Origin of the sequence: Janthinobacterium sp. KBS0711 (assembly GCF_000988085.1) — a bacterium.
Classification (GTDB): domain Bacteria; phylum Pseudomonadota; class Gammaproteobacteria; order Burkholderiales; family Burkholderiaceae_D; genus Janthinobacterium; species Janthinobacterium lividum_E.
This window is the reverse complement of record NZ_LBCO01000004.1, coordinates 336,087-350,102: the sequence shown is the minus strand read 5'-3', so window position 1 is coordinate 350,102 and position 14,016 is coordinate 336,087. Positions and strand designations below refer to the sequence as shown.

At 62.8% G+C, this 14,016-nt stretch carries 11 protein-coding genes; 4 read left to right on the top strand and 7 right to left on the bottom strand.

Features of this window, described 5'->3' with window-relative positions; genetic code table 11:
* Positions 1-16 precede the first annotated feature (16 nt).
* The 5 genes from VM94_RS02140 to VM94_RS02120 form a co-directional block, all read right to left on the bottom strand.
* Positions 17-1,456: a type II and III secretion system protein family protein gene (locus VM94_RS02140; RefSeq protein WP_046681961.1), complete on the bottom strand. Its 1,440-nt coding sequence runs from the start codon at positions 1,454-1,456 to the stop codon at positions 17-19.
* An 18-nt stretch (positions 1,457-1,474) separates the two neighbouring features.
* Positions 1,475-2,338 carry a Flp pilus assembly protein CpaB gene (cpaB, locus tag VM94_RS02135; RefSeq protein ID WP_046681960.1) on the bottom strand — a complete coding sequence of 288 codons (864 nt, stop codon included), beginning with the start codon at positions 2,336-2,338 and terminating at the stop codon, positions 1,475-1,477.
* Entirely contained in the window at positions 2,335-3,708 is a 1,374-nt protein-coding gene (locus VM94_RS02130) for an ATP-binding protein (protein ID WP_046681959.1), read from the bottom strand. Before VM94_RS02130 ends, cpaB begins: the two co-directional genes overlap by 4 nt.
* A gap of 93 nt (positions 3,709-3,801) precedes the next feature.
* Entirely contained in the window at positions 3,802-4,335 is a 534-nt protein-coding gene (locus VM94_RS02125) for an A24 family peptidase (RefSeq protein ID WP_046681958.1), read from the bottom strand.
* Between the two features lie 52 nt (positions 4,336-4,387).
* Positions 4,388-4,570 carry a Flp family type IVb pilin gene (locus tag VM94_RS02120; protein WP_034752975.1) on the bottom strand — a complete coding sequence of 61 codons (183 nt, stop codon included), beginning with the start codon at positions 4,568-4,570 and terminating at the stop codon, positions 4,388-4,390.
* A 481-nt stretch (positions 4,571-5,051) separates the two neighbouring features.
* On the opposite strand from VM94_RS02120, the gene VM94_RS02115 reads away from it, so the two are divergent.
* Positions 5,052-6,098 carry a GGDEF domain-containing protein gene (locus tag VM94_RS02115; RefSeq protein WP_046681957.1) on the top strand — a complete coding sequence of 349 codons (1,047 nt, stop codon included), beginning with the start codon at positions 5,052-5,054 and terminating at the stop codon, positions 6,096-6,098.
* On the opposite strand, the gene VM94_RS02110 is transcribed toward VM94_RS02115, so the two are convergent.
* A complete protein-coding gene (locus VM94_RS02110; RefSeq protein WP_046682074.1) occupies positions 6,095-7,321 on the bottom strand; it encodes an HD-GYP domain-containing protein in 1,227 nt (408 codons plus the stop codon). The genes VM94_RS02115 and VM94_RS02110 overlap by 4 nt on opposite strands.
* 138 nt (positions 7,322-7,459) lie before the next feature.
* Here VM94_RS02110 and VM94_RS02105 point away from each other — a divergent pair, with 138 nt between their 5' ends.
* Together VM94_RS02105 and VM94_RS02100 are read left to right on the top strand one after the other, a co-directional pair.
* Entirely contained in the window at positions 7,460-8,401 is a 942-nt protein-coding gene (locus VM94_RS02105) for a LysR substrate-binding domain-containing protein (RefSeq protein ID WP_046682073.1), read from the top strand.
* Between the two features lie 194 nt (positions 8,402-8,595).
* Positions 8,596-12,192, top strand: coding sequence for an indolepyruvate ferredoxin oxidoreductase family protein (locus VM94_RS02100; protein ID WP_082127507.1), 3,597 nt, complete (start codon positions 8,596-8,598; stop codon positions 12,190-12,192).
* A gap of 36 nt (positions 12,193-12,228) precedes the next feature.
* On the opposite strand, the gene VM94_RS02095 is transcribed toward VM94_RS02100, so the two are convergent.
* On the bottom strand, positions 12,229-13,239 hold the full coding sequence (locus VM94_RS02095) for a substrate-binding domain-containing protein (protein ID WP_046681955.1): 1,011 nt from the start codon (positions 13,237-13,239) through the stop codon (positions 12,229-12,231).
* Between the two features lie 443 nt (positions 13,240-13,682).
* Between VM94_RS02095 and VM94_RS02090 the strand changes: the two genes are divergently transcribed.
* On the top strand, positions 13,683-14,015 hold the full coding sequence (locus VM94_RS02090; protein WP_046682072.1) for a hypothetical protein: 333 nt from the start codon (positions 13,683-13,685) through the stop codon (positions 14,013-14,015).
* Position 14,016 lies beyond the last annotated feature (1 nt).

Here is a 14,016-nt window from a genome sequence, read left to right as displayed (position 1 = left end):
GGCGTATCTCCCCGTCTCATTTCAACTCGAAACCGTTGGCCGCGCGCGGTGGCGGCACGGACGGCGGCGCCAGCGGCAAGGTGGTTTCCATCTTGCCGCGCAACATCAAGTCCGTGCGCGAGGGCGGCGCCAGCTGCGCCGTCGGCAGCACGGCGTCGGCCGGCAACGGTTTGACCAGGTGCGCGGTAATGACGAACAACAATTCCGTGCGGTCATGCTGGAAGTCCGTGCTGCGAAACAGCGCGCCGAGAATCGGCAGCTCGCTCAGCCACGGCACGCCCGTGATGTTGCTCACCTGGTTGTTCTTGATCAAGCCGCCGATGGCGTAACTCTGGCCGTCGTACAGCTGCACCGTGGTCGAGGCGCGCCGCGTGGTGATGACGGGCAGAATCGAACGTCCGCTGACGCCGGCGGCGGAAATGCCCACCCCTTCGCGCGACAGTTCCGACACTTCCGGCGCCACCTTCAGATTGATGCGCCCGCCCGACAGCACGGTGGGCGTAAAACGCAGGCCGACTCCATACTCGCGCTCTTCCAGGGTGATCTTGTTGTTGTCCTGGCCGACGGGAATGAAGATCTTGCCGCCCGCCAGAAAACTGCCCTCCTGCCCGCTGATCGCCATCACCGTCGGCTCGGCCAGGATGCGCACCAGGCCATCCTGTTTCTGCGCCTCGATGGTCAGTTGCTGGCCATTCGACTTGCGCACGTCGAGCAAGCCATTGGCCGTGCCGCTCAAGAAATTCGACAGCAAGGTGGTGGCCCAGCTGCCGGACGCGAAGCGCAGGGTCGCGCCCACTTCCAGCCGTTCCAGCAGCGACTTCGACACTTCGGCGATCTGCACGGCCAGCATCACCTGCTGCGGCGCGCTGACGTCGAGCATATTGATGATGCGGCTGTTCGCCCCGCCAGCGCCGCCAGCGGGCGCCATGGCCGCCACCGGCATGGCGGCGCCATCGGCAGGCTTGGGCAGCGCCAGCGGTGCGGTTGCGCGACGCACATAGGCATGCGCCAGCTCGGTGGCGCGCAGCACGGCGCCCGCGTCCTGCACCGTGCCCGACAGCACCAGGGTGTCGGCCACGGCCGTTACGCGAATGGCTTTTTCTTCCGGCATCAGGGCCGCCAGGGTCGTTTGCAGGCCAGACGGATCCATGCTGACGCTGACGTTCACCACGCTGCACACGCCGCTCCTGCCCTGGATGATCATGTTCGTGCTGCCCACGTCGACGCCGACCACATATAAAGTGTCGGGCGCGACCAGCATGGCTTGCAGCATGGCCGGATTGCCGACGCTGCGGGCCAGCACGGCCTCGGGCAGGCGCAGCATGCTCGACTTGCCCACCTGCAGCTGCAAGTTGCCGGGCGTCGCCGCTTCGCCGCCGCAGCGGGGACCAGGATCGGCTGCCGCGCCGGCAAGCGGCAACAGCAGGCAGCACAGTGTCAGCAGGGCGCGGTTCATGAGCGTGTCCATGGTTGGCTAAAAACATTCGCGCGACTGGCGCGTCCCGTCGATGACGGCGCTGCACTGGCGCTGAGGCTCCGGCGGCGCCTTCGCCACGCGCATGGGACGCGGCGCCGCGGCGGCCACGGGCACGGCGGTGGCAGGCGCGGGAGCAGGCTCGGCGTCGTGCGGCCCGCCCAGCAAGGTCAGCTTGGTGGCGCCCGCCGTCACGCCCGGCTGCGGATCGACCTGGTTGCGCAGCACCAGCGACAGGCTGCCCACGCTGCGCGCCAGGTCCAGGTTTTCCGCCTGTTCCGGCGTCACTTCCAGGGTCACCGCATTGACCACGCGCGGCTTGGTCTCGTCGCGCCCCACTTCCTGCGCCACGGCCAGCACGAGGATGCGTTCGAGCACGATCTTGGAAATATTGCGGCTTTGCGGAAACGCGCGGTCGCCGGCATCCTGCTGGGTACTGACGATGATGTCGACATAGTTGCCCGGCAAGGCGAAGCCGGCCACGCCGATCACGTCATTGACGCGCACGGTGATGGCGCGCCGCCCTTCCGTGATCAGGGCCGACAGGCCGCCCAGGGTGCCGGCCGGCGCCAGCTTGGCTTCGCTCAGCGGCTCGCCGCGCAGCACGCTGGTTTTCAGCACCCGTCCCGCCAGTTTTGCCGGGTCTTGCAGTGCGCCTTGCGGCAAGCTTTCCGCCGGCCATTCGGCCAGGCGCAGCATCTCGGGCGTCAGGCGCTGTCCCAGGTTGACATCGGTGGAAGCGACGACGATCTTGCCCTTGCCGGCCGGCGTCTGGCGCAGCAGCCAGTGCGAGGCCAGCAGCACGGCCAGCAGACCCAGCACCACGGCCAGGGCCATCATCAGGAGGGCGCGCCGGTTTTTCATGCGATACGCTCGCACAGGCTGGCGGTCGGCATGTCGCAGCTGGCAAACAGGCTGCTCCATGCCTGCTCCAGGGCGGCTACCGTCAGGCGCGCGTCGCAGCCGGCAAAGCCGGCGAAGTCGCCCATGCGCGCCAGCAATTCCTGCGGATAGCTGGCCAGCAAGGGCCGGCCCTGCGCGCCATGCAGCTGCAGCAAATGGTTCACGGCCAGCTCGTCGATGGCCATGCCGGCCAGCCGGCATTGCTGGCGGAACAGGGCGCGATAGGCGTTCTCGGCCAGCGGCCCCACCTGCACCTTGTAGCCGATGCGGCGCAGCAAGGCGGCGTCAAACAGCTCGACCGGCGGCACGTTCGTGGCCAGCACGAGGGCATTGTCGAACGGCACGCTGATCTGCACGCCGCCGGGCAAGGCCAGCTGGTCACTGCCGCGCGCCAGCGGCTGCATCAGCCGCGTCAGCAGTTCTTGCGCGCCCAGGCGCTGGCGGCCCAGGTCGTCGATGATCAGCATGCCGTTGTTCGCCCGCACATGGGGCGGCGCCTGGTAGCAGCCGCCGCTGGCGTCGTGGCGCAGCTCCAGCATGCCGGCATCGAGCTCGGCGCCCACGTGGATCACGGGGCGCTGGCACAGCACCCAGCGGATATCCGTGCTGCGCCGTTCCAGCGCCTGGCGCGCGTGACTGACGTGCTGCGGCGCGGGCGGCAGGTGCTGGGCCGGATCATACAACTGGATGATGTCGTGGCCAACGACGATGGCGTGCGGCACGGCGACGAGACCGTGCAGCAATTGGCCCAGCTGCAGCGCCAGGGTCGACTTGCCGCTGCCGGGCGGACCGTACAGCAGCAGCGAGCGTCCCGAATGCAGGGCCGCGCCGACCACGTCGAGCATGCCTGGCCCCGCATGGGCGCCACCGAGCACAGCTGCCAGGTCATCGCTGCCGACACGCTGTTCCTGCGCCAGCCACGACTGGCGCGCCACCATCGCGCGGTACGCTTCCAGGGTGACGGGAGCGGTGCCGATATACGCGCAGCGTTCGAGGAAGGCGCCGGCGCGCTGCTTGCCGGCGCTCGTCAGCTGGTACTGCACGTCGATATCGGATTCGCCGCGCCAGGCCACTTCGGCCATCTGCTCCGTCACCATGAAATCGAGCACTTCGCGCAAGACATTGATCGACAGGCGCAAGCGCGTCGTCAGCGCGGACAGGTGCGTCTTGCCGCCGACAAACATCAGCTTGGCGATCAGTTCGACGACCAGCGGCCGCTCCAGTCCCGTTTCGCGCAAGCTCTTCGGCTGCGGCGGCAAGGGCGGCATCAGGTTCGCATCGGCAGGACGCGGCGTGCTGTCGGTGCTCATGGAATAGTCGACCTCGGTCATGCTGCGTCTCCTAGCCGGTTAAGACTGCATTGAACAGAATTCATTCTAGCGAGCGGGCACTGGCGCCCATTGATTCAGAGCAATGAATGCCGATCAGAAATAATGCCGCCCTTGCACCACCAGGCAGCCTAGGGCAATGGCCAGTCCGTACGGCATATTGCCCACGCTGGTGCCGCTGCCCAATGCGGTTGGCGCCAGCGGAATGCCGGCCATGCGCGCGATCATCGGCCACAGCAGCTGGCGCAGATTGCCCAGGCAAACGCGCCACTTGCCCTGGTACGTGATCATCAGCACGGCCATCACGCCACCCAGGACAAACGTGGCAAAACAGATCTGCAGCACGGGCCAGGGACCGGCAAAGGCGCCCGCCATGGCGATCAGCTTGACGTCGCCGGCGGCCATGCCGCGCAGCACATATAAAGGCAGGAACAGGAAGAAGCCCGTCGCCATGCCGCCCAGCACCAGTTGCGGCACGCGGTGCGGCCACAACCACAAATGCAGCGCCAGCGCGGCAAGCATGCCGGCCAGCACCAGCCAATTCGGAATCTTGCGTTGGATCAAATCACTGACGGCGGCCCCCGTCACGAAGCACAGCAACAGCAGGTCGCACAAGGCAGTTGCAGGCATGGCACACCTCCCGAAAAAACCCGCCACTGGCCGGCCAGCGGCGGGCACCCGCTTAGGGCGTCAACACCAGGTTCGATGAAATGTCGGTGAGGACGGCCAGCAAGTTGGTCTTGATCAGCAAGAAACCGGCCGTGATGGCGGTAGCCATCAACGCCGCAATCAGGCCGTATTCGATTGCCGTAATGCCATCCTCATCCTTGACAAACTGCTGTACTGCCGACAGGAAGGTATGCATGACAAGCTCCCAAAAGTGAATCACAAGTCCCTGGCGCAATCGGGTGTGAAACATTGCCCTTTCCTGCTAATATGTTTCCTGCCGTAAATTTCTGCGCCATTACATTGACTATAAAGCGTCCACGTTTTGGCAAATTGACGCGCCACAAGTTTCCACATGGAAATTATCAAACTCTGGTGAAATGGCGGCTGGCGCAAACAAATGTTGCGATCCGGATTGAAAGCCTGCGTCAGGGCAAGTTTTTTGCAATGCGGTGCATGAATCTCATGTATTTACATGAAATATTGCATACGTTAATTGCCTATTAGGCAAAAAGACATTATCCTGCTTAGCTCTTCTTTGGAAAGGCCTCTCGCCCGGCGGTACAGAGCGTCATGCCACCAAATAAATCTTGGCTTCTTGTAGACGGACGCGAACATGCTCTTGCTTGATGCAATGCTGGTATGACGACACTTGTGTGACTACTTTCCAGAGATCGACAATGGATTCCCTACTGAAACACATGGTGGACATGACCGGGCACCGCGACCACACGATGCTCGACATCTCCGTGATCTCGGCCGTCCAGGAACTCGCTGCCGCGTCGCAGACCCGTGTGCTGGCCCTGACCACCGTGCGTGGCCAGGTGTTCGTGCGGTCGCGGGCCATCATCGTGGCGGGCAGCGTGGCCCGCATGGAAGAGCATAACGACCCTACCTTGCCCGGCGAACCGCTGTCCGACTATCCGGCCCTGGCCGCCTGCATCAAGCGCCATGAAGCGAGCGCCGACACCTTGTGCGCCGACGGCCGCCACCTGCTGTGGCTGCCCATCTGGATCGGCGACCAGGTCACCACCTGCCTGGAAATCACCAATCCCACGCCGTACACGGGCGCCACCATCCAGGTGATCGGCGGCATCGTCAGCGTGTACCGCAATTTCCAGAACCTGCTCGACTACAGCGAACGCGATTCGCTCACCGGCTTGTTGAACCGCAAGACCTTCGACGACCAGCTGGCGAAAATCCTGCACAGCCGCGGCGAACCGGAAGCGGAAAAGCCCCGTCCCATCGATGAAGAACGGCGCCACCATACGGACACGGAACGGCAATGGCTGGCCGTGATCGATGTCGATCATTTCAAACTGGTCAACGATAAATTTGGCCACCTGTATGGCGATGAAGTGCTGATCCTGATCGCCAACCAGCTGCAATCGTCGTTCCGCTCGCAAGACCGCATCTTCCGCTTCGGCGGCGAGGAATTCGTCGTGCTGCTGCGCTCGATTACCCTGGACAATGCGCAGAAAATCATCGACCGCTTCCGCACCAATGTCGAGGCGCACGACTTCCCGCAAGTGGGCAGAGTGACCGTCAGCGTGGGCTTCGTCAGCATCAACGCCTACGAGGCGCCCGTCATCATCCTCGGCCGCGCCGACCAGGCCCTGTATTACGCCAAGAGCCATGGCCGCAACTTGGCGTGCCACTACGATGAACTGGTGGCAAAAGGCTTGCTGACAACTATCACCTCGAACGATACGGCAGAGTTTTTCTAAGCGTCTGCAAGGGAAAGAAAACGCATGGGATCGACTTGCCACTTGGCGGCCGACTCATGGCCGACGATCTTGTCGGCGCCGCCAAAGCCGAAGCCACGCGACAAATCGACCGTTTCCGGCTTGATGTAGGTCTTGCTCTTCGTACTGAAAAACACATTCACTTTCGGCGCCAGCAGATTGCTTTCGTGCGCCTCGATGACGACGGCCAGGCGGCCCGATTCCAGCATCACCATGGTGCCTACCGGATAGATACCCACGCAGCGCATGAAATCCTGCGCAAACACGGGATTGAAGTGGAATTTGCTCCACTCATAAATCTTGCGCAGGGCTTCGGCGGCGGGAATACCCTTGTGATAGCTGCGGTCCGACGTCAGCGCGTCATACACGTCGACGATGGCGGCCATCTGCGCCAGCTCGCTGATGGCGTCGCCAGCCAGCTGGTCCGGATAGCCGCTGCCGTCGCGCCGTTCATGGTGGTGCAAGGTGATATCGAGGGGAATCGCGCCCACTTCGGGCGACTGGCGCAGGATCTCGTAGCCGTCGCGTGGATGGCGCTTGATCTGGGCAAATTCTTCCGAGCTCAGGGGGCCTGGCTTGTTCAGTACGCTGTCGGGCACCAGCGCCTTGCCCGTGTCGTGCAGCAAGCCACCGAGGCCGGCCTGGTGCGTGGTGGCCGCATCGATGCCGCGCGAGCGGCAAAACGCCACCAGCAGCGCGCATACGCTGACGGAATGCAGGAAGGTGTAGTCATCCTTGTTCTTGATGCGCAACAAGCCGACGAGGGCGCCGGGATTGCGCAGGATCGACTCCGTAATGTCTTGCACCGTGTGCTGCACACGGTCGAGCTCGACAGCCTTGCCCAGGCGTACGTCGGCCATCACCGTGCGCACCAGGCTCGTCGCCTGCCGCCGCACCTGCGTGGCGCGCGCCAGTTCCATGCCCAGCGACACGCGCGTGACCACTTGCGGCGCCGCGGCGATCTGCACCAGCTCGCGTTCCGTGTCAGCCTGGGCCTGCACCACGGTGGGCGCGTCCTGCACGTCGAGGCCCTTGCCGCTGTCGATCACCACGTCGTGGATGCCCGCCTGCATGATCTTGCGGATTTCATCGTCGCTGCGCAACAGGAAGCGGTTGCGCACGAATGGATGCGTCATCCAGTCGCAGCTGAGGTCATGAATGTACATGCCCACTTTTAATTGAGACGAATCAACTTTCTTGAGCATGCTGTCATCCCACAAATACGCGGCTGGAGCACCGAAGGCGCTAGAATGAGTATAACAAAATTGTTATTCTGCTGGCCGCGTTCGGCGCTGCGGCGCAACACCCTGTTTTTTCCGCTCAACGCACCGCTTTTGGGACCCATGGAACTGCGCCAATTACGCTACTTTGTTGCCATCGTCGACCACGGCTCGCTGTCGCGTGCGGCCCTGATCCTGCACGTGGCGCAGCCGGCCCTGACGCAGCAGCTGCGCCAGCTGGAAGAGGAGCTGGGCGTGCAGCTGCTGCACCGCTCGGCCCAAGGCGTGCTCAGCACGGACGCGGGCAAGGTGTTTTACGAACATGCGCAGGCGATCCTGAAACAGGTGGCCGACGCCCGCTCGGCCGTCACGCAAAGCGCCACGCGACCGTCCGGCAACGTCACCCTGGGCTTGCCGCACAGCATATCGGGCGCGCTGGCCCTGCCCCTGCTGCTGGCCGCGCGCGAACGCTATCCCGAAATCACCCTGCAACTGACAGAAGAAATCACGGGCAACCTCAATGAACAACTGAAATCGGGCCGCATCAACCTGGCCGTGCTGTTCGACGATGGCCAGCTGACCCCGTTTGCCTGCTGCCCCCTGGTGGAGGAAGAGATGCGTTTCATCTGCCGCAGCGATTCGCCGTTCGCGCCCCCGGGCTCGGCGCTGTCGTTCCCGCAGGCATTGAGCGCCACCCTGATCCTGCCGGGTCTGCAGCATGGCGTGCGCCCGCGCATCGACAGCCGCGCCCGCGAACTGGGCCTGGAGACGGCGAACGTGATCGAAATCAATTCGATCGCCATCCTGAAATCGGCCATCCTGGCCGGCATGGGCGCCACCATCCTGCCGGCCGCGCCCCTGCTGGCCGAACTGGACAGCGGCGCCATGCGCAGCTACGCCATCCACAGCCCCGTCCTGTCGCGCACGGTGGCCCTGTGCGCCTCAAAAAACATTCCCCTGACGAACGCAGGCAACGCCGTGAAAAACCTCGTGCTGCAAGTGGCCGCCGAGCTGTGCGGCAGCGGGCGCTGGGTGGGGGCGAACGTGCTCTCGCCCATGACATAAGTATTTCTTATACCCCCATCGGCAAACCATATTTGCCCCTCTCCCCCGCTCGTTCTACACTGACCACATTAACTATTTTAAATTTAAAATAGTTATGTGCCGCCCACACGCGGCCATCCCGTCTGCACAGCGCGCGCCTTACCGGGCGCGCTCCTTGTACAGCCGTCATCTGAAACACCCTTTTGGAGACAGCCATGTCCGTGACCACGGAAAACGGCTCCGCAGCGTTCGCTAGAAACGCCGGTGCCGCGCCATCTACCCCTCTTGAGCCTTCCCGTTTGACCACCGTCAGCCTCGACGACAAATACACGGCCACTTCCGGCGCCATCTTCCTGTCCGGCATCCAGGCCCTCGTGCGCCTGCCCATGATGCAGCGCCTGCGCGACCAGGCTGCCGGACTGAACACGGCCGGTTTCATCTCCGGCTACCGCGGTTCGCCCTTGGGCGGCCTCGACGAGAACCTGTGGAAAGCCAAGAAACAGCTGGAAGCGCACCACGTGCAGTTCGTGCCCGGCGTCAACGAAGACTTGGCCGCCACGGCCGTCTGGGGTTCGCAGCAAGTCGACCTGATCGGCCCGGCCAAGTACGACGGCGTGTTCGCCATGTGGTACGGCAAGGGCCCTGGCGTGGATCGCTGCGGCGATGTCTTCAAGCACATGAACCATGCGGGCACAGCGAAACTGGGCGGCGTGCTGCTGGTGGCCGGCGACGACCATGGCGCGTATTCGTCGACCCTGCCGCACCAGTCCGACCATTTGTTCTCCGCCTCGATGATCCCCGTCCTGTATCCATGCAATGTGCAGGAATACCTGGACCTGGGCATCCACGGCTGGGCCATGTCGCGCTTTTCCGGCTGCACGGTGGCCTTCAAGGCGCTGGCCGACACGGTCGAATCGTCTGCCTCCATCGATGCCGATCCGTTCCGCGTGGAAGTAAAAATTCCGCAGGATTTCCAGATGCCCGAAGGCGGCCTGAACGCGCGCCTGTCGAGCATCCCGCTGGGCCAGCAGGCGCGCAACCAGGAAGCGCTGATGCAGGATTACAAGATCTATGCAGCCCTCGCTTACGCGCGCGAAAACAAGCTCAACCACACCACCATCGACAGCCCGAACGCCAAGCTGGGCATCATCGCTTCCGGCAAGTCCTATCTGGACGTCCTGGAAGCGCTGGAAGAGCTGGGCATCGACGAGCAGATGGCAGCCGATGTCGGCATGCGGCTGTTCAAGGTGGCCATGCCGTGGCCGCTGGAACCGGACAGCGTGCGCGAATTCGCGCAAGGCCTCGATGAAATTCTCGTCGTCGAAGAAAAACGCCAGATCGTCGAATACCAATTAAAAGAGCAGCTGTACAACTGGCGCGACGACGTGCGTCCACGCGTCATCGGCAAGTTCGACGAAAAAGGCGAATGGGTGGCGCCGCGCGGCGAATGGCTGCTGACCTCGAAGGCGGATTTTTCCGTCTCGCAAGTGGCACGGGTCATCGCCAGCCGCATCGCGCGCCTGATTTCCGATCCCGTCACGTGCGACCTGATCAAGGCGAGACTCAGTTTCCTCGACGCCAAGGATGCGGTATTAAAGAAAGCCGTGAACACGCCGTTCCGCCCCGCGTTTTACTGCTCCGGCTGCCCGCACAACACTTCGACCAAGATACCCGACGGCAGCCTGGCCCTGGCCGGCATCGGCTGCCACGTGATGGCCACGTCGATCTATCCGGAAATGAACAAGCTGACCACGCACATGGGTGGCGAAGGCGCGCCGTGGATCGGGCAAGCCGCGTTTTCGGAACTGCCGCACGTGTTCCAGAACCTCGGTGACGGCACATACTTTCATTCCGGCTATTTGGCCATCCGCGCCGCGCAGGCGGCCAAGGTCAACATCACCTACAAGATTCTGTACAACGACGCCGTCGCCATGACGGGCGGCCAGCCCGTTGACGGCCTGATCACCGTTCCCATGATGGCGCAGCAGGTGGCGGCCGAAGGCATCGCCCGCATCGCCCTCGTCACGGAAGATCTGTCGCGCTATAGCGACCGCAGCAACCTGCCCGCCCACCTGACCTTGCACGACCGCAAGGACATGGATGCCGTGCAGCGCGAATTGCGCGAAGTAGCCGGCGTATCCGTGCTGATCTATGACCAGACCTGCGCGGCAGAGAAACGCCGGCGCCGCAAGAAAGGCGAGTATCCGGACATAGCCAAACGCATGGTCATCAACGACGCCGTCTGCGAAGGCTGCGGCGATTGCGGCGTGCAATCGAACTGCGTGTCGATCTTGCCGAAAGAAACGGAATTTGGCCGCAAGCGCACCATCGACCAATCCTCGTGCAACAAGGATTACTCGTGCGCCAAGGGCTTTTGCCCCAGCTTCGTCACCGTCGAAGGCGGCAGCCTGAAGAAGACCAAGACGGGCGCCAGCAAGACGGGCGAGACGGACAACTTCGGCCCCTTGCCGGAACCTGTATTGCCCGCTTGCGACGCGCCCTACAACATCCTCATCAACGGCATCGGCGGCACCGGTGTCATCACCGTGGGTGCACTGATGGGCATGGCGGCGCACCTGGAAGGCAAGGGCGCGTCCGTGCTGGACATGACGGGCATGTCGCAAAAGAACGGTTCCGTCACCTCCCACGTGAAAATCGCCAGGTCGCCCGCGCACATCCGCGCCCAGCGCATCGCCACGGGTGAAGCGGACCTGATTCTGGGCTGCGACATGCTGACGGCCGGCGCGCAGGATGCCGTGTCGAAAATGCGTCCGGGCCGCAGCCTGGCCGTCGTCAACCTGCACGAGCAGCCGCCGGGCACGTTTGCGCAGAATGCGGACTGGCAATATCCAACGGCCGAAGTGCGCCAGCTGATCGAGGAATCCGTCGGCGGCGCCGATGCGGCCGACTTCATCGACGCGACAAAACTGGCCACCGCGCTGATGGGCGACTCGATTGCCGCCAACCTGTTCATGCTCGGTTACGCCTGGCAAAAGGGCCGCATCCCGCTGACGGAAGCGGCTTTGCTGCGCGCCATTGAATTGAATGGCGTGGGCATCGAATCGAACAAGAAGAGTTTCCTGTGGGGCCGCCGCGCCGCCGTCGACGTGCGCAAGGTGACGCAAATCGCCACGCCGTCGCAAGCGATCATCGTGCAAATGCCGCAAAGCCTCGACAGCGTCATCAAGAAGCGCGTGGAATTCCTCACGGCCTACCAGAACGCCGCGTATGCGGATGGTTATGCGACCTTGGTGAAACAGGTTCGCGACCGCGAAAACACCCTGGGGCTGGGACAGAAACTGTCAACCGCCGTGGCGAAAAGCTATTTCAAATTGCTGGCCTACAAGGACGAATACGAAGTGGCGCGCCTGTACACGGATGGCCGTTTCGTCGAGCAATTGCAGCAACAGTTCGAGGGCAACTTCACCGTGAAATTCAACCTGGCGCCGCCGCTGTTCGCCAAGAAAGATGCCAAGGGCCACCTTGTGAAAGCGGAATTCGGTTCCTGGATGTGGCGCGCCTTCAAGCTGCTGGCGAAAGCCAAAGGACTGCGGGGCGGCACCTTCGACCTCTTCGGTTATACGGCCGAGCGCAAGATGGAACGCGCGCTGATCGTCGAATACCGCGAACTGCTGGCCGGCTTGCTGGTCAACCTGACGGCGGACAACCTGGCCACCTGCGTGGAACTGGCATCCCTGCCCGAGAAAATCCGCGGCTTCGGCCACGTCAAGGAAGCGGCCGTCGATACTTACCGCAAGGACAAGGCGAGATTGCTGGCGAAGCTGGCGGATGGCAGCAAGCACGCGGCATAAAAGACAACGCAGAGCCTTGGCTCTGCGTTTTTTTTGTCAATCCGGGCAACGTCCCACGGTGGCCCCCGGCAACAACACCGGCTGCCAAATTTCCTGCAGCCGCTCCGGCGGCGTGCCGGCCAGCAAGGATTGCAACATTTCAACCATCTTGGCGCCGGCGCGGCGCAGGTCGGGCTGGTCGATGGTGGTGACGTTGATGCCGATCAAGGTGTCTTCCACATTACCCCAGACGATGACGGAGATTTCCTTGCCGATCTCGATGCCCGCATCCATCAGCGCGCGCACCACGCCCACGCCGGACAGATGGTTGTCGACGATAACGGCCGTGGGACGGGGCGAACAGGCCAGCAACTGCTGCATGGCCTGGTAGCCGCTGCGGCGATCAAAAGTATTGTCGAGCAGATAGTGCGGGTCCAGCGGCAAGCCTGCTTGTGCCATGCAGCGGATAAAGCTTTCCTTGCGCTCATAAGCAAAATGCAGATCCAGCGGTGCGCTCAGCAGTGCGATGCGCTGGTGGCCGTGTGCCGCCAGGAAAGACACGGCCAGGTCGATACCCGTGTCGTTGTCGTAATCAAAATAGGCGTACGGCGCGTCGATGCGCGTGCGGCCATTCGCGACAAAGGGAAAGCCCACTTTCGTCAGGTAGGCGATGCGCTCGTCGACCACCTTGGTGCGGCCCACCACCAGGCCATCGACCTGGCGTCCGCGCACCATGTTTTCATACGAAGGCTGTTCGTTCTGCGGCGACACGGGGGCGATGATCAAACTCATCTTCGACGCTTCGACGGCGTCGGACATGCCATTGACCACGGAAAGAAAGACGCTGTCGCCCAGGTCGCTGGGCAGCAGGGGATAGATCATGCCCAGCACATTGGTGCGGCCGACGGCCAGGCTGCGCGCGAGCGGGTTGGGCCGGTAGCCGACTTTCTTGGCGGCGGCCAGGACGATTTCACGGGTGCGGGAATTGACTTCCGGATAGCCGTTCAACGCCCTGCTGACTGTCGTTTTCGACATGCCGAGGGCAATCGCGAGGCTCTTGAGATTCATGTTAACTACCTGTCTGTATGGCAAAAGAAACCAACTCTGACCGTCCATTATAGCCCAGAGCGCCAAACAGGCCGCGCATTAGCGGGCGCAGACATGGTATAAAAACAACAATACATTGACTATCTAAAAAGCAACGTTTTAAATGTGAGCACTCGTGCCTCTCTACGGCACGGCGTCACCGATGGCTGATAAACAATGCGCGGAGGCGACAGCATGTGCTCACTTCGACAATCATGCCCTCCCCTTCGGCATGCCGCTTCGGCAACACAGGGCGCGCGCGATAGCATTATCAAGAAAACATAATTGACTGGAACTGTGCGAGAATTTGTCCTACTCTTGATTCAGGTAAAGGTTACCGTCGGGCATGTTGCGTCTGGTGCAGCACTTCGGCCCGGACCCTTTTCTTTCCTGTACGCCTGGACATACTTTCAAAGGTGAACAATGTGGTCACGCTAACGTCCGTCAACAACTTGCAAGCCTCGCTGGCCACGGCGCAGCGCAGGGTTGAACAAGGCCGGAACCAGGTACAGCGCGACAGCGAACAGCTGGCGCAAAGCCGCCAGCTGCTGGCGCGGGAACAGGAATCGCTGAGCCAGACGCAACGCAGCAGCCAGCAAGCGCAGGCCGACGCCCCGGCCGCTGTCAAGGCGCCGCAGCTGGACCAGGCGATCAAGGTGGCCGTGCCGCAGCAAGCCATCCCCGTCGCACCGAAAAGCACGCCCCAGCTGAACGGCTATGGCCAGACCCTGGGACGCCTGATCGACGTAATGGCGTAAA